This window comes from Sphingomonas sp. MJ1 (PH-R8) (genome assembly GCF_048058635.1).
Taxonomy (GTDB): Bacteria; Pseudomonadota; Alphaproteobacteria; order Sphingomonadales; family Sphingomonadaceae; genus Sphingomonas.
In genome coordinates this window covers 48,823-63,318 of sequence record NZ_JBBEFX010000012.1, presented here as the reverse complement: position 1 = coordinate 63,318, position 14,496 = coordinate 48,823, and the positions used below count along the sequence as shown (strand labels likewise).

Sequence of the window (14,496 nt, the reverse complement as noted above, 5' to 3'; positions counted from 1 at the left end):
ACGCGGCCCCATAGCGACTGTTTCAGGGTTACGCCAGCTTCGCCTTCACTTCGTCGGCCACGTTCTGCGGCACTTCGTCGTAATGCGAGAACTGCATCGAGTACTGCGCACGGCCCTGGGTGAACGAGCGGAGCTGGTTCACATAGCCGAACATGTTGGCCAGCGGCACCATCGCCTCGACCACCTGCGCGTTGCCGCGGCTGTCGGTGCCCTGGATCTGGCCACGACGGCTGTTCATGTCGCCGATGACGTCGCCCAGATATTCCTCCGGGGTGACGACCTCGACCTTCATGACCGGCTCGAGCAGCTTGATGCCGGCCTTCTGAGCGGCCTCACGCATCGCGCCACGGGCGCAGATTTCGAACGCCAGCGCCGACGAGTCGACGTCGTGGTACTTACCGTCGATCAGGTGCACTTCGAAGTCGATGATCGGGAAGCCGATCAGCGAGCCCGTCTGCGCCGTCTCGCGGAAGCCCTTCTCCACCGACGGGATGTATTCGCGCGGGATGTTGCCGCCCTTGATCTCGTCGAAGAACTGGTAGCCCGAGCCACGCTCGCCCGGCTTCACCTGAACCTTGACTTCACCGAACTGGCCCGAACCACCCGACTGCTTCTTGTGGGTGTAGGTCAGCTCGACGGGCTTGGCGAGATACTCGCGATACGCCACCTGCGGCGCACCGACGTTCGCCTCGACCTTGAACTCGCGCTTCATGCGGTCGACCAGGATCTCGAGGTGGAGCTCGCCCATCCCCTTGATGATGGTCTGGCCCGATTCGTGGTCGGTCGAAACGCGGAACGAGGGATCCTCGGCAGCCAGGCGGTTGAGCGCGATGCCCATCTTTTCCTGGTCGGCCTTGGTCTTCGGCTCCACCGACAGCTCGATCACGGGCTCGGGGAATTCCATCCGCTCCAGGATGATCGGGTTGGACGCGTCGCACAGCGTGTCGCCGGTCGTGGTCTCCTTGAGGCCCGCGATCGCGACGATGTCGCCGGCGCGCGCTTCTTCGATGTCCTCACGCGAGTTCGCGTGCATGAGGAGCATACGGCCGATCTTTTCCTTCTTGTCCTTCACCGAGTTCAGGTAGCTGCCCTTGGTCAGCGTGCCCGAATAGATGCGGGTGAAGGTGAGCGAGCCGACGAACGGATCGTTCATGATCTTGAAGGCCAGAGCCGAGAACGGCGCATTGTCTTCCGGCGGACGCGAGTCCGCGGTCTCGCCGTCGAGCTTCACGCCCTGCACGTCGGGAATGTCGAGCGGCGACGGCAGATAGTCGACCACCGCGTCGAGCAGCGGCTGAACGCCCTTGTTCTTGAACGCCGAACCGCAAAGGATCGGAACGAACGACATCTCGAGCGTGCCCTTGCGGATCAGCTTCTTGAGGTCGGCGACCGACGGCTCGTTGCCCTCGAGATACGCTTCCATCAGCGCATCGTCCTGCTCGACGGCCATCTCGATCAGGTCGCTGCGATACTTCGCAGCCTTTTCCTTCAGGTCGTCAGGGATGTCGCGATATTCGAACTTCGCGCCCAGGCTCTCGTCGAGCCAGATGATCGCGCGGTTCTCGACCAGGTCGACCAGGCCCTTGAAGCCGCCTTCCTCGCCGATTGGGATGTACAGCACGGCCGGGCGCGCGCCGAGACGCTCGACGATCGTGTCCACGCAGTAATAGAAGTTCGCGCCGGTGCGATCGAGCTTGTTGACGAAGCACATCCGCGGAACTTTGTACTTGTCCGCCTGGCGCCACACGGTCTCCGACTGCGGCTCCACGCCGGCAACGCCGTCGAAGCAGGCAACCGCACCGTCGAGCACGCGCAGCGAACGCTCGACTTCGATCGTGAAGTCGACGTGGCCGGGGGTGTCGATGATGTTGATCAGGTGCTCTTCGCCCTTGCCCTCTTCAGCGCGCCACTTGCACGTGGTCGCCGCCGAGGTGATCGTGATCCCGTGCTCCTGCTCCTGCTCCATCCAGTCCATCGTCGCGGTGCCTTCGTGCACTTCGCCGATCTTGTAGGACTTGCCGGTGTAATAGAGGATGCGTTCGGTCGTGGTCGTCTTGCCGGCGTCGATGTGCGCCATGATGCCGATATTGCGATAGCGCTCGAGCGGATGGCTGCGGGCCATGATCGTTCTTCCTTAGCGATGTGGGGAGCCGGCGTGACCGGCTCCCCATCATATAGGTCGGTTGTGTTGCCAGCGGAAGACCGCCGGACCCGCTGTTACCAGCGGTAGTGCGAGAAGGCGCGGTTCGCTTCCGCCATGCGGTGCGTGTCTTCGCGCTTCTTGACCGCGTTGCCGCGGTTGTTGGCAGCGTCCATCAGCTCACCCGACAGACGGGCTGCCATGGTGTTCTCGCTGCGGTTGCGGGCCGAGGCGATCAGCCAGCGGATCGCGAGCGCCTGCGCACGCTCCGGACGGACTTCGACCGGAACCTGGTAGGTCGCACCGCCGACGCGGCGGCTGCGGACCTCGATGCCCGGCTTCACGTTGCCGAGCGCGTCGTGGAAGACGCCGATCGGGTCACGCTTGGCGCGCGCTTCGATGGTCTCGAACGCACCATAGACGATGGCTTCGGCGACGGACTTCTTGCCGTCCAGCATCACCGAATTCATGAACTTCGAAAGAACCTGATCCCCGTAGACGGGATCCGGCAGGATTTCCCGCTTTTCGGGACGACGACGACGTGCCATCTGCTTTATTCCTTTAAAACTTCAGCCTGAATGGACCGCAACAGCGGCCGGCTTACTTCGGACGCTTGGCGCCGTACTTGGAGCGGGACTGACGGCGGTCCTTGACACCCTGGGTGTCGAGCACGCCGCGCAGCACGTGGTAGCGCACGCCCGGAAGGTCGCGCACACGGCCGCCGCGGATGAGCACCACCGAGTGCTCCTGGAGGTTGTGGCCCTCGCCCGGGATGTAGCTGATGACTTCGCGCTGGTTGGTCAGGCGAACCTTGGCCACCTTGCGCAGAGCCGAGTTCGGCTTCTTCGGGGTCGTCGTGTACACACGGGTGCAGACGCCGCGCTTCTGCGGGTTCTGCTCCATCGCAGGGACCTTGGACTTGGTCTTCTGCAGTTCGCGGCCCTTGCGGACCAGCTGGTTGATCGTCGGCATGAAGCCCTTCACCTTTCAAACGGTTACTTTGCCGGAGTCGTGACAGGAATGCGCAAAGGCCACGCGGCGAGACGCCCCGGGGCCTTAGGTCTCCAACAACGTTCAGCGCTGCCCAGCAGGTCGGGACCGGAAACCGGAACCATCCCATTGAACGGGCGCGCCTATACGCGCTCGCCCGCGCACGGTCAATGGCGGGCGCCGGAACGAGAAGGCGTTGCCCCCTGCCCTGCCGCGCCGGCCGCCGGTCAGCCGCCCTGACGGCCGGCGACGAGCTTGCCGCCCTTCACCACCGCTGCGGGACGTTCGAGCAGGGTCACGTCACGGGTGGGATCGCCGTCCACCGCCACGAGATCGCCGAAGCGGCCGACCGCGATCGCCCCCACGTCCGCCTCTCGGCCCAGAGCCTGCGCGGCGTTCGTGGTAGCGGTGCGGATCGCGTCCAGCGGGGTCATGCCGAAGCGGACCATGACCGCGAACTGGCGCGCATTGTCGCCATGGGGATAGATGCCGGCGTCGGTCGAGAAGATCATGCGCGCGCCCGCCTTCGCCGCACGGCCGAAGTTCTCCCGCTGGAGCGTGCCGACGCGGCGTTCCTTTTCGATGTTCTCCGGCAGGACGCCGTTCGCCTTGCCCTCCGCCAGCGTGTACTCGGTGTTGTAGACGTCAAAGCCGAGCCAGGTGCCGCGCTCGCGAGCGAGTCGGATGCCCTCGTCGTCGATGAAGCTGACGTGCTCGATCGTGTCGATGCCGGCGCGGATCGCGGCCTTGATCCCTTCGGCGCCATGGGCGTGGGCGGCGGTCTTGAGCTTCCAGAAATGCGCCTCGTCCGCGACAGCCTTGAGCTCCTCTTCATGGAGCTGCTGGATGCCGGGCTCGGTGTTGCGGGAGAAGACGCCGCCGGTGGCGCAGACCTTGATGACCTCCGCGCCATACTTCCGCTGCTCGCGGACCCGCTTTTTCAGCTCCTCCGGGCTGTCGCCCATCGCCGGCGAGACGCGCTGGAAGGAGGGCGGCAGGAAGGTCTCGTCGCAATGGCCGCCGGTGGCGCCGAGCGCATAGGCGGCGGGGACGATACGCGGTCCCTCGATCCAGCCCTCCTCGATCGCCTGCTTCAAGCCGACGTCGGCATAGTTATCCGACCCGACGTTGCGCACGGTGGTGAAGCCGGCGCGCAGCGTCCGCGCGGCATTGCCCGCGGCCTGCGCCACCCAGAAGCTGTCGGTGAACTGGAGGCCGGTGTAGCCGCCGTACTTCGGATTGCTGGTGAGATGGACGTGCATGTCGATCAGGCCGGGGACGATCGTCTTGCCGGGAAGATCGATGCGAGTAGCACCCGCCGGGATCACCGGGCGGGCGTTGCCGGTCGCGACAGAGGCGATACGCCCGTCGGTGATGACCACCACCGGCTGATCGAACAGCCGGCCGCTCTGGACGTCGAGCATGCGATCGGCCGTCACCACGACCGTCTCCGAGCCCGACGTCTGGCTGAATGCCGGCGACGCGAAAGCCGCCGCTGCGGCCGCAGCCGCCACCCCCAAGTTCCGCATCATCATCCCCCTGCACGCGTTCGCCCCTTGGTCGGGGCGGATGCAGGTTCGGTCAATCCACTCGGGGAAGAAAATGCGGCGAGTGCGAACGCGCAGAGCCTTCGCACCCGCCGCCGGGGATCACATCCCCTGCACTTCCTTCAGATGGCCTTCGACCACCGGGGCGGTGTTCGAGGCGAAGGTCTTGAGCGAGGCAGCCTCGCCATTGGCGGCATAGCCCTGCAGCGCCGAGAGCGCCTGCTGGTGGGCTGCGACCTGCTGCTGCTTGTAGACGGTGTCGAAGTCGGCACCGCTGGCGGCGCGCAGCGCTTCCAGGTTCGCATTCTGCTCGGCGGTGAGCGCCGGCGCCGGGGTGACATTGGCGCTGGCGGCCGCGGTCTTCAGCTTGGCGGTGGAAGCGGTGTGATCCTTCACCATCTGCGCTGCGAACTTCTTGAGCGCAGGCGCCGTCGCCTTGTCCTGCGCGATCTTGGCCGATTCGATCTCGAACGTGTCGCTGGCGGCCATGGTGTTGGCGAAGCTCTGCGCGGTCAGGCCCGCAGCATCGGTCGCGTTGCCGGTCGTGGCGGCCGCGTTGCCGTCCAGCGTCTCGTCGGTCAGCACGGTGTCGTTGGCCGTGCCTTCATCGACAACCACGGTGTTGGTGTTGTCGGTCGTGGTACGATCGCCGCAGGCCGCAAGGCCCGCCAGTGCGGGCAAAACGGCCCCGATCAGCAAAAGCTTCTTCATGCGCTCTCTCCTTCGGGGCTGTGCAACGCAGTCTGCACGCCCCCGTTCCTTTATTTGCGATGAAGCGTGGGCAGACCGCCGCCCCGCTCAGCGAGTCGGCGTCGCGTCGTTGGCGATCGGCAGCGTGTCGTTCGTGGTCGGCATCGCCATGTTGGCGTCGGTGCCGTTGCCCATCATGGCGCCGTCGGTCCCGCCCGCGCTACCCATCGCGTTGGCGGGATCCTCGCCATCGTTCGAGAAGGCCATGTTGTCGTAGCTGTCGTTGAGGACGACGTTCTCGTCGTTGGTCACGCGGACCTCCTCGCCGCCTCCACAGGCGCCGAGCAGGGCGACGAGCGGAAGCATCAGCATCGGAACGGCTTTGGTCATGGCGGCGTCTCCTTCGCGGGCAACAACGTGCGTTCGCGAAGGCCGTTCCGAAGCCGCCAGCCAGACAGGAGGCGGCGGACGGCCCAAAGGACCGCCCGCCGGCCGGATCAGATGTGCAGGGCGCGTCCGTAGGCAGCCAGCACGCTCTCGTGCATCGCCTCGGACATGGTCGGGTGCGGGAACACCGTTTCCATCAGCTCGGCTTCCGTGGTCTCCAGCGTCTTGCCGACGGTGTAGCCCTGAATCATCTCGGTCACTTCGGCGCCGATCATGTGCGCGCCCAACAGCTCGCCGGTCTTGGCGTCGAACACCGTCTTGATGAAGCCCTCGGCTTCGCCCAGCGCGATCGCCTTGCCGTTGCCGATGAAGGGGAAGGTCCCCGCCTTCACCTCATAGCCCGCTTCCTTGGCCTTCGCCTCGGTGAGGCCGACGCTCGCGATCTGCGGGTGGCAATAGGTGCAGCCCGGGATGTTGCGGACGTCCATCGCGTGCGGGTGCTTGCCGGCGATCGCCTCGACCGCGATCACGCCCTCGTGGCTGGCCTTGTGGGCGAGCCAGGGCGGCGCGGTGATGTCGCCGATCGCCCACAGCCCCTCGACGTTGGTCTTGCAGGTGGCGTCGGTTTCCAGGAAGCCGCGGTCGTTCATCGCGACGCCCAGTTCCTTGAGGCCGATGTCGGCGGTGTTCGGCACGATGCCGATCGCGACGATGACATGGCTGTACTCGCCGTCGAACGCCTTGCCGTCCTTGCCCGTGATCGTCGCCTTCACGCCGTTGGCGTCGGCCGAGATCTTGTCGATCTTGGCGCTCGTCAGGATCTTCATGCCCTGCTTGGTGAGCGACTTTTCCAGGAAGGTGGAGATGTCGGCATCCTCGACGGGGACGATGCGGTCCATCATCTCCACGACGGTAACTTCGGCGCCCATGTCGTTGTAGAAGCTGGCGAACTCGATGCCGATCGCGCCCGAACCGATCACCAGCAGCTTGCTCGGCATCTCGGACGGCGTCATCGCATGGCGATAGGTCCACACGCGCTTGCCGTCCGCCGGCAGGTTCGGCAGGTCGCGGGCACGCGCGCCGGTCGCGACGATGATGTTCTTGGCCGCGAGCTCGGTGGTCTTGCCGTCCTGGCCCGTCACCGTCAGCTTGCCCTTCCCCGTCAGCTTGCCGGTGCCCATGTGCACCGCCACCTTGTTCTTCTTCATCAGGTGGGTAACGCCCTGATTGAGCTGCTTGGCGACACCGCGCGAGCGCTTCACCACCGCATCCAGGTCCGCGCTGATCTTGTCGGCGACCAGGCCATAGTCCTTGGCGTGCTGCATATAGTGGAAGATCTCGGCCGAGCGCAGCAGCGCCTTGGTCGGAATGCAGCCCCAGTTGAGGCAGATGCCGCCCAGGTTCTCGCGCTCGACGATCGCGGTCTTGAGGCCCAGCTGCGCCGCACGGATCGCCGCGACATAGCCGCCCGGCCCGGAGCCGAGAACGATGAGGTCGTAGGTTTCAGCCATGGCTTGGTGCTTCCGTTCTGCGATTCTTCAGGATTGTACGGTGTTGATCGGGCGCGGGCGCCGGTTCTCGTCGATCGCGACGAAGACGAAGCGCGCCTGGGTGACCCGACATTGTTCCTCGACGTGGCGGCCTCGGCGCCAGGCCTCGACCTCGATCGTCATGGAGGTGCGGCCGGTCTTCACCAGCTCGGCATAGACCGACACCTCGTCGCCGACCGCGACGGGGGCGTGGAACTGCATCGCCTCCACCGCGATGGTGACGGCGCGGCCGCGGGCGTGGCGCGCCGCGGTTAGGCCGGCGGCCATGTCCATCTGGCTCATCAGCCAGCCGCCGAAGATGTCGCCATAGGGATTGGCGTCGGCGGGCATGGTGGTGACGCGCAGCGCCGGCTGCCCCTGGGGCGGGCCGTCAGTCATGGGCCAGACCCCCGCGGGCGAGACGCTGTTCGGCAATGGCGCGCTGCAGCTGGCGGATGCCGAGCACCACCACCACCAGCACCGCGCCCAGCGTCACCAGCTCGACGTCGTCGCGCGCGGGCCGGTAGGACCAAGCGGAGAGCATCCCCACCCCCACGACGGCCGCGACGCTCAACACGATCTGGATCAGCTCGATCGCAATCCGCACCTTCATCGCCGCGCTCCGCCTAGCAACCACCGGCTGCGCCCGGGCCTCAAGCAAGCAGGCCCATCGGCTGCTCAACCAGCGCCTTGAACAGCTTGAGCATCTGCGCGCCGTCCGCACCGTCGATGGCGCGATGGTCGAAGCTGCCGGTCGCCGTCATGACGGTCGCGACACCCAGCGCGTCGTCGACGATGTACGGGCGCTTCTCGCCCGCGCCGACCGCCAGGATCATGCCCTGCGGCGGATTGATGACCGCCTCGAACTGCTTGATGCCGAACATGCCCATGTTGGAGAGGCTGGCGGTGCCGCCCTGATATTCCTCGGGCTTCAGCTTGTTCTCCTTGGCGCGGCCGGCGAGCTCCTTCATCTCGGTCGAGATGCGGGCGACGCCCTTGGCGGCCGCGTCGCGGATGATCGGGGTGATCAGGCCGGTCGGGGTGGAGACCGCCACCGACACGTCGGCGCGGCTGTAGCTGACGAGCTGGTCGCCCAGGAACGTCACGTTGCACTTCGGGCTCTGCTCGAGCGCGATGCCGAGCGCCTTGATCAGCAGGTCGTTCACCGACAGCTTAACGCCGCGCGCGTCCAGGCTCTTGTTCAGTTCGCCGCGCAGCTTGAGCAGCGCGTCGAGGCGGACGTCAACCGTCAGGTAGATGTGCGGGATCGTCTGCTTCGCCTCGGTCAGGCGGCGCGCGATCGTCTTGCGGACGTTCGAGAGCTTCGAAACCTCATGCGGGATCGACTCGTCGTACCAGACCGCCTTGGCTTCCTGGCTGGGCGCAGTCCCGCCGGCGGGAACGGTGGCCGCAGCGCCAGCCGAGGCGCCCGGTGCGGGAGCCGCTGCCTTCGCCTGGCCCGGCTTGGCGCCGTCGAGGTCGGCCTTGACGATGCGGCCGTTGGGACCCGAGCCGCTGAGGCCCGCGAGGTCGATGCCCTTTTCGGCGGCGAGTCGACGTGCGAGCGGGCTGGCCTTCACGCGGCTGCCGCTGCTGGCCGGGGCTGCCGGCGCGGAAGCGGGCTTCGCCTCCGCCTTGGGCTGCTCGGCAGGGGCCGGGCTCGCTGCCGGAGCGGGCGTCGCGGCCGGGGCGGCGGCTGCCGGCGCCTCGATCGTGCTGGCGTCCTCGCCCTCACCCGCCAGGATCGCGATCACGGTGCCGACCTTCACATTGTCCGAACCCTCGGCGACGAGGATCTTGGCGATCACGCCCTCGTCCACCGCCTCGAACTCCATCGTCGCCTTGTCGGTCTCGATCTCCGCCATCAGGTCGCCGGAACGAACGGTGTCGCCCTCTTTCACCAGCCACTTGGCGAGGGTTCCCTCCTCCATGGTGGGGGAAAGCGCGGGCATCTTGATTTCGATCGACATGGGTACAGCTGGATCCTCTCGGGGCTCTGACCTTCCTTTGCCGTCACAGCCGCACCGGTCAACCCCGTGGGCTTGCGCGAACGGCCGAGCGTCGCCACGCTTCAAACCAAAGGGGAGCGTTTTCGATGCGTACGTATCTGGTGGTGATCGACGAAAGTCCCGAGTCGCAGATCGCGCTGCGCTTTGCCGCGCGGCGCGCGGTGAAGACCGGTGGCTCGGTCGAGATCCTGGCGCTGATCGAGCGGCCGGAGTTCGTTCAATGGGGCGGCGTGATGGCGACCATGGAACAGGAAACCCAGCAGCGCGCGCAAGGGCTGGTCGCCGCCGCTGCGGGCACGCTGCTGGAAGAGTCGGGCCTGAAGCCGGCGCTGACCGTCCGCGAAGGCGATGGCCCTGCGATCGTGCGGGAGATGATTGCGGGCAACCCCGAAATCGCCGCGCTGGTGCTGGGCGCGGCGGCGAGCGGCGCCCCCGGGCCGCTGGTGAGCCACTTCTCCGGCACCGACGCGGGCACGCTGCCGGTGCCGGTGATGATCATCCCGGGCAGCCTGGACCGCGAGGCGATCGACCGGCTGAGCTGAGGAAGCGCGGGCGGCCGCCGACCGGCAGCCGCCCGCACCAGGCCTGCGTCAGGCGGGACCGCTCGTCACGAAGGCGCCGTTGACGCCCGCGGGGAAGAAGCCGCCCGAACCCGTCGACGCGGCATTCAGGTACACGATGTTGAGCACCTGGCCCGTCGAGCGGCTGAACGCGATGCCGTCTTCGTCCGCCGGCACCAGGTTGGCATTGCCGTCCCTCGTGATCCCCTGATCGAGATCGCTGCTGCCGTCGAGCGAGTCGCGCGCATCGCTGATCCGGTTCGCCGAGGTGATGAGGCTCGGCATCTCGATTCCCTTGGAATAGAGCGCCGTGCGCAGCAGCCCGGCATGGTAGCCCTCGGTCGCGAGGATGCCCGCGGCCGCATCGACATAGGTCGGATTGGTGAGCAGCGGCGCCGCACCCTTGTAGGCGGTCACGCCCACATCTTCGAACAGATAGGCGGCGAGCAGGAAGTTCTCGTCGCTCGCATAGGGATCGAACGTGTCGTTGCTGCCGACCACGCCCGCCGACCGAGCCGCGGCGGTAAAGGGTCCTGCCGCATCGCCGCCGATGTTGATGGCCGGCTGGGCGATCGCCGCGCTGCCCAGCGCCTCGCGGAGGAAGGCCACGTGGTGGCGTTCGTTGTACGCGATCTCGCGTGCATATTGCGCGACCACGGGATCGGTGAAGGTTACCGCGCGTCCGCCCTGGACCGCACCCGCCCGGCCGACGCCGCCGAGCATGTCAACCGGCAGGCTCTGCCCGGTGGTGGCGAAGCTGTAGAACTGCGCCTCCAGATATTCCAGGTTCAGCGCGAAGTTGAGGACGTTCACGTCGGCGATGCCCGAGCTGGCGGTCGGCGTGGGCGTCGGGGTGGGCGTCGGCGTTACGACGTCGCCGTCATCGTCGTCGTCGCAGGCGGCCAGCAGCGACAGCCCGCCCGCCATCGCGGTCGCGGTGCCGGCGTAGCGGAGGAAGCGGCGACGCTCGGCCCGGCGATGCTCGACCGCCTGCAGGATCCGCCGCTTGGATTCGATGTCCATCATGTGAAGTCTCCCTGATCGAACCCGCGGGCTCAGTTCGCCGCGCTGCTGCGGATGGTGCCGTTGACGCCGGCGGGGAAGAACCCGCCCATCGTGGCCGCGGCGTTGTTGAGGTAGACGATGTTGAGCACCTGGGCGGTGGACCGGCCGAAGGCGAGCGCATTGTCGTCGACCAGCGCGACGTTGGACATCAGATCGTCGTTGTCGTCCTCGACCGGAGAAATGCCCTGGTCGCGATCGTCGCGGCCGTCGAGCGAATCGCGCGCGTCCGAGATTTTCTGAACGGAGTCGCGGATCATCGGCGTCTCGACGCCCTTGCTGTACAGCGTCGTGCGCAGGATGGCGGCGTGATACGCCTCCACCGCCATGATGCCGGCGGCAGCCTCCAGATAGGTCTTGTTGGTGATCAGCGCCGCCGCACCCTTGTAGGCCGACACGCCGACGTCCTCGAAGATGAAGGCGCCGAGCAGGAAATTCTGGTCGTTGGCGTAGGGGTCGAACGTCTCGCCCGTGCCGATCAGCCCGGCCGCGCGCGCAGCCGCCGAAAAGGCGCTGGTCGGCGTGGCGCTGATGTCGATCGCCGGCTGCGCGACCGCGGCCGAGGCGAGCTGTTCGCGCAGGAAGGTGACGTGCGCACGCTCGTCCCCGGCGATCTCGCGCGCATATTGCGCCACCACCGGATCCTGGAAATCGACCCTGCGGCCGCCGTTGACGGCACCCTGCTGCGACATCCCGCCGAGCATCGACTGCGGCAGCCCCTCGCCGGTTGCGGCGAAGCTGTAGAACTGCGCCTCGAGATATTCGAGGTTCAGCGCGAAATTGAGGATGTCGGCGTCGGTCACTGCCTGTGCCCGGGCGGGCCCCGATCGCGAGAGCGCCACCGCGCCTGCGGTGGTCAGTGCCGCGGCGCCGAATGCCCGCGAGAAAAAGTCGCGCCTTTCGTTTCGGCGCCGTACGCGCGCGTCCAAAGCTTCCACGATCGTGTCGGACTCAGTCATGGGGGCCTCCCTGTCGAGGTTACCTTCATGCGGCACCGGACAGCATTGCCCCGCCCGCTGGGGAGCGAGCGCCGCAAAAACGGCCGACCAACTTCCCGGGCCATCAACGCTACACCACCGAATTAAGTCGCATGGTTCTGGCATTATTTTGGTTTTACTTAGTCGGCAGAGAGTTTTCTTGCACTATTACTCGATAGCGAGCGGAAAACTTGACGTGGTGCGCCGCAGCATTTTGCCGGTCTGGTCGCCCACTGCTGAAGTGCCTCACCCAAAGTCGCTTGAGTGCATCTGGCTGGCCCGGCATGATCGTGCAGATGCGAACCCTTTTCCTGCTGCCGCTGCTTGCCCTCGCCACCCCTGCCACGGCGCGCGAGGCGCCCAGGCCCGAGCGGATGAAGGCGGACGTCGAGAAGCTGGTGTCGTTCGGCACCCGCCACACGCTGTCGTCGCCCGACCACCCCAGCCGCGGGATCGGTGCGGCGCGGCGCTGGTTCGCAAGCGAGATGGGGCGCATCGGCGAGGCGTGCGGCGGCTGCATCACGGTGGCGAACATCGCCCGCGGCTTCACCGGCCCGCGCGCGCCCAATGGCGTGCAGATCGTCGACGTGCTCGGCTTCCAGCAGGGACGCGACCCGAAGCGGGTGGTGATCGTGATGGGGCACATCGACAGCCGCGTGACGGACGTGATGGACGCGACCAGCGACGCGCCGGGCGCGAACGACGACGCTTCGGGCGTGGCGCTGGTGCTGGAGGCGGCGCGGATCCTGTCGAAGGAGAAGTTCGATGCGACCATCGTCTATGCGGCGCTGTCGGGCGAGGAACAGGGGCTGTGGGGCGGCGAGCTGCTCGCCGACACCGCGCGCGAACGCGGCTGGACGGTGAGCGCGGTGCTCAACAACGACATCGTCGGCAACACGATCGGCCTCGACGGGCGGCGAGTCGCGGACCGGGTGCGGGTGTTCTCCGAAGGCATCCGCAGTTCTGAATCGCTGGAGCAGCAGATCGCGCGCCGTGCCGCCGGTGGCGAGGACGACGGCCCCAGCCGGTCGCTCGCCAAGGCGGTCGACGGGTTGGCGGGAACCTTGCCGGGCGGCGTCGACGCGGTGCTGGAACGGCGCCCCGATCGGTTCGGCCGCGGCGGCGACCATGAGCCGTTCCTGAAGCTCGGCTACCCGGCGGTGCGCTTCTCGGTGGGGGTCGAGAACTACGACGCCCAGCACCAGGACCTGCGCACCGAGAGCGGCCGCGTCTATGGCGACACGGTCGACCGGATGGACTTCCCCTATCTCGCCAAGGTGACGGCGCTGAACGTCGCGACGCTCGCGCGGCTGGCAGCGGCACCGGCCGCCCCCGAAGGCGTGACGATCGCGGGCGCGCTCAGCACCGACACGACGGCGCGCTGGCAGCCGGTCGCGGGCGCCGCCGGCTATCGCATCCGCTGGCGCCGCAACGATCGCCAGGACTGGACGGACCAGGTGGACGTGACGGGCACCAGCCACGTGCTGAAGGGCGTGATCGTCGACGACCATTTCGTCGGCGTGTCGGCGCTGGCCAAGGACGGCAGCGAGAGCCTGGTCAGCTTTGCGGGGCGCGCGCCCCGCGGTTGAGGATCGGAGGCGGCGCCTCAGCCCGCGCGGGACTGGCGCTCCGGCTTCTCGGTGCGCGTCGGATCGGCGTCCCGAACCGGATCGAAGAGGCGCCATTCGCCCCGGACGTCATCGCGCAGCATCTCCTCGCTGCAGCGCGTGCAACGGGCGCGAAAGTCGACCCCATCGTGCCACACACGCTTCGCGTGCTTGTGGCCCATCACCATACAAAGCCAACCCACGGATCGTCTCCCGACTCTCCCCTGAAAATGCGCTTCGGCCCCGAAGTAACCGCCCCCTACGGAGACCGAAGAGCACAGAAGGCATACGCTGCACCGCAAAAACGCGCCACGCCCTTAGCGACCGTACGTGGCCGCGCTCCGGTAAACCGCGTACGAATTACTACGTAGCGTCCTCAAGAGGACTAGGAGATCGCGTGCAGCGACTCAAGCGGTCGACCGCGAAGCGCGGGACCGGCAAAGAACGGGCCGCTGAAGAGCGGCCCGAGGATCATGTTGTTAGGGGAACATGCGCCGAAATCCGGCTATTCGCTTCGTAGAACGGCCTGCATAAACCCAGCCTTAACGGCTGCGGCCGGCCGAACAGCTGCCGAGACGCCGGACCCAGTATTCCTCCTGGAACGGCAAGCCTTCGGCGATGCCCTGCGTCTCGACCGTCAGCGCGTGCGAGGTATTGACCGTGATGGTGGTGCGTCCATGTCCTGATCCGGGACAGGTATAGTGTACCGTCGCGCGATTTCCGGCATCTTCGATGACGAAGCGCGAGCACTGCACGCCGGCATGACGGAGCTGAACCAGCGCCCCGACATCGCGGACGCACAGATTGCGTCCCCCCGCCTTCGCACCGCGTTCGCGGACCTGCCACAGGCCCGGCTCGATCGACGCTGTTGCCTTTAGTCCGGAGCCCGGAACCACCGCTACGGCAGACGCCGCACCGAGTATCGCCGCAACTGCGGCCAGAATGGCGCGACCTGCGCCCCCACCCCTCATGTCTCACCTTCCGTTTGCCGCAGCGCG

16 protein-coding genes are annotated in these 14,496 nt (G+C 67.0%); 2 read left to right on the top strand and 14 right to left on the bottom strand.

The annotated features are described in order from the left end of the window. Positions 1-28: 28 nt before the first annotated feature. From fusA to VPH46_RS11400, 10 genes are all read right to left on the bottom strand, one after another. Positions 29-2,122, bottom strand: a complete 2,094-nt coding sequence (gene fusA, locus VPH46_RS11445) for an elongation factor G (protein WP_416611343.1) — start codon at positions 2,120-2,122, stop codon at positions 29-31. 95 nt (positions 2,123-2,217) lie between these two features. Next, positions 2,218-2,688, bottom strand: coding sequence for a 30S ribosomal protein S7 (rpsG, locus tag VPH46_RS11440; protein WP_125961416.1), 471 nt, complete (start codon positions 2,686-2,688; stop codon positions 2,218-2,220). Positions 2,689-2,740: 52 nt separating this feature from the next. Continuing rightward, positions 2,741-3,112, bottom strand: a complete 372-nt coding sequence (rpsL, locus tag VPH46_RS11435) for a 30S ribosomal protein S12 (protein ID WP_086129340.1) — start codon at positions 3,110-3,112, stop codon at positions 2,741-2,743. Positions 3,113-3,357: 245 nt separating this feature from the next. Continuing rightward, complete coding sequence (locus VPH46_RS11430) at positions 3,358-4,662, bottom strand: amidohydrolase family protein (RefSeq protein ID WP_416611340.1); 1,305 nt, start codon at positions 4,660-4,662, stop codon at positions 3,358-3,360. A 117-nt stretch (positions 4,663-4,779) separates the two neighbouring features. Next, positions 4,780-5,388, bottom strand: coding sequence for a DUF4142 domain-containing protein (locus tag VPH46_RS11425; protein ID WP_132883260.1), 609 nt, complete (start codon positions 5,386-5,388; stop codon positions 4,780-4,782). 87 nt (positions 5,389-5,475) lie between these two features. Further along, entirely contained in the window at positions 5,476-5,757 is a 282-nt protein-coding gene (locus VPH46_RS11420) for a hypothetical protein (RefSeq protein ID WP_416611338.1), read from the bottom strand. Between the two features lie 107 nt (positions 5,758-5,864). After that, complete coding sequence (gene lpdA / locus VPH46_RS11415) at positions 5,865-7,265, bottom strand: dihydrolipoyl dehydrogenase (RefSeq protein WP_416611336.1); 1,401 nt, start codon at positions 7,263-7,265, stop codon at positions 5,865-5,867. A gap of 27 nt (positions 7,266-7,292) precedes the next feature. After that, entirely contained in the window at positions 7,293-7,682 is a 390-nt protein-coding gene (locus VPH46_RS11410; RefSeq protein WP_125961421.1) for an acyl-CoA thioesterase, read from the bottom strand. After that, positions 7,675-7,896, bottom strand: a complete 222-nt coding sequence (locus tag VPH46_RS11405) for a hypothetical protein (RefSeq protein ID WP_416611334.1) — start codon at positions 7,894-7,896, stop codon at positions 7,675-7,677. The genes VPH46_RS11410 and VPH46_RS11405 overlap by 8 nt, the downstream gene beginning before the upstream one ends. 40 nt (positions 7,897-7,936) lie before the next feature. After that, positions 7,937-9,253 (bottom strand): pyruvate dehydrogenase complex dihydrolipoamide acetyltransferase, encoded by a 1,317-nt coding sequence (locus VPH46_RS11400; RefSeq protein ID WP_416611332.1) that lies wholly within the window; start codon positions 9,251-9,253, stop codon positions 7,937-7,939. 125 nt (positions 9,254-9,378) lie between these two features. On the opposite strand from VPH46_RS11400, the gene VPH46_RS11395 reads away from it, so the two are divergent. After that, positions 9,379-9,834 (top strand): universal stress protein, encoded by a 456-nt coding sequence (locus VPH46_RS11395; RefSeq protein WP_125961424.1) that lies wholly within the window; start codon positions 9,379-9,381, stop codon positions 9,832-9,834. Between the two features lie 48 nt (positions 9,835-9,882). Here the strand turns inward: VPH46_RS11395 and VPH46_RS11390 are convergent, their stop codons facing one another. Together VPH46_RS11390 and VPH46_RS11385 are read right to left on the bottom strand one after the other, a co-directional pair. Continuing rightward, entirely contained in the window at positions 9,883-10,878 is a 996-nt protein-coding gene (locus VPH46_RS11390) for a ferritin-like domain-containing protein (RefSeq protein WP_416611329.1), read from the bottom strand. Between the two features lie 29 nt (positions 10,879-10,907). Next, positions 10,908-11,873 (bottom strand): ferritin-like domain-containing protein, encoded by a 966-nt coding sequence (locus tag VPH46_RS11385; RefSeq protein ID WP_416611327.1) that lies wholly within the window; start codon positions 11,871-11,873, stop codon positions 10,908-10,910. A 314-nt stretch (positions 11,874-12,187) separates the two neighbouring features. Here VPH46_RS11385 and VPH46_RS11380 point away from each other — a divergent pair, with 314 nt between their 5' ends. Further along, positions 12,188-13,480: a M20/M25/M40 family metallo-hydrolase gene (locus VPH46_RS11380; protein WP_416611325.1), complete on the top strand. Its 1,293-nt coding sequence runs from the start codon at positions 12,188-12,190 to the stop codon at positions 13,478-13,480. 17 nt (positions 13,481-13,497) lie between these two features. Here the strand turns inward: VPH46_RS11380 and VPH46_RS11375 are convergent, their stop codons facing one another. Both VPH46_RS11375 and VPH46_RS11370 read right to left on the bottom strand, forming a co-directional pair. Next, positions 13,498-13,701 carry a hypothetical protein gene (locus tag VPH46_RS11375; RefSeq protein WP_416611323.1) on the bottom strand — a complete coding sequence of 68 codons (204 nt, stop codon included), beginning with the start codon at positions 13,699-13,701 and terminating at the stop codon, positions 13,498-13,500. Positions 13,702-14,040: 339 nt separating this feature from the next. Continuing rightward, a complete protein-coding gene (locus VPH46_RS11370; protein WP_416611321.1) occupies positions 14,041-14,394 on the bottom strand; it encodes a DUF3617 domain-containing protein in 354 nt (117 codons plus the stop codon). Between the last annotated feature and the right edge of the window lie 102 nt (positions 14,395-14,496).

Excerpts from the sequence above, each read along its gene's own strand:
- VPH46_RS11400 (WP_416611332.1), bottom strand. The coding sequence starts at position 9,253 with ATGTCGATCGAAATCAAGATGCCCGCGCTTTCCCCCACCATGGAGGAG.
- VPH46_RS11390 (WP_416611329.1), bottom strand. The coding sequence starts at position 10,878 with ATGATGGACATCGAATCCAAGCGGCGGATCCTGCAGGCGGTCGAGCAT.
- rpsL (WP_086129340.1), bottom strand. The coding sequence starts at position 3,112 with ATGCCGACGATCAACCAGCTGGTCCGCAAGGGCCGCGAACTGCAGAAG.
- VPH46_RS11420 (WP_416611338.1), bottom strand. The coding sequence starts at position 5,757 with ATGACCAAAGCCGTTCCGATGCTGATGCTTCCGCTCGTCGCCCTGCTC.
- VPH46_RS11405 (WP_416611334.1), bottom strand. The coding sequence starts at position 7,896 with ATGAAGGTGCGGATTGCGATCGAGCTGATCCAGATCGTGTTGAGCGTC.
- VPH46_RS11380 (WP_416611325.1), top strand. The coding sequence starts at position 12,188 with ATGCGAACCCTTTTCCTGCTGCCGCTGCTTGCCCTCGCCACCCCTGCC.
- VPH46_RS11425 (WP_132883260.1), bottom strand. The coding sequence starts at position 5,388 with ATGAAGAAGCTTTTGCTGATCGGGGCCGTTTTGCCCGCACTGGCGGGC.
- rpsG (WP_125961416.1), bottom strand. The coding sequence starts at position 2,688 with ATGGCACGTCGTCGTCGTCCCGAAAAGCGGGAAATCCTGCCGGATCCC.
- VPH46_RS11430 (WP_416611340.1), bottom strand. The coding sequence starts at position 4,662 with ATGATGCGGAACTTGGGGGTGGCGGCTGCGGCCGCAGCGGCGGCTTTC.
- VPH46_RS11385 (WP_416611327.1), bottom strand. The coding sequence starts at position 11,873 with ATGACTGAGTCCGACACGATCGTGGAAGCTTTGGACGCGCGCGTACGG.
- VPH46_RS11395 (WP_125961424.1), top strand. The coding sequence starts at position 9,379 with ATGCGTACGTATCTGGTGGTGATCGACGAAAGTCCCGAGTCGCAGATC.
- lpdA (WP_416611336.1), bottom strand. The coding sequence starts at position 7,265 with ATGGCTGAAACCTACGACCTCATCGTTCTCGGCTCCGGGCCGGGCGGC.
- fusA (WP_416611343.1), bottom strand. The coding sequence starts at position 2,122 with ATGGCCCGCAGCCATCCGCTCGAGCGCTATCGCAATATCGGCATCATG.
- VPH46_RS11410 (WP_125961421.1), bottom strand. The coding sequence starts at position 7,682 with ATGACTGACGGCCCGCCCCAGGGGCAGCCGGCGCTGCGCGTCACCACC.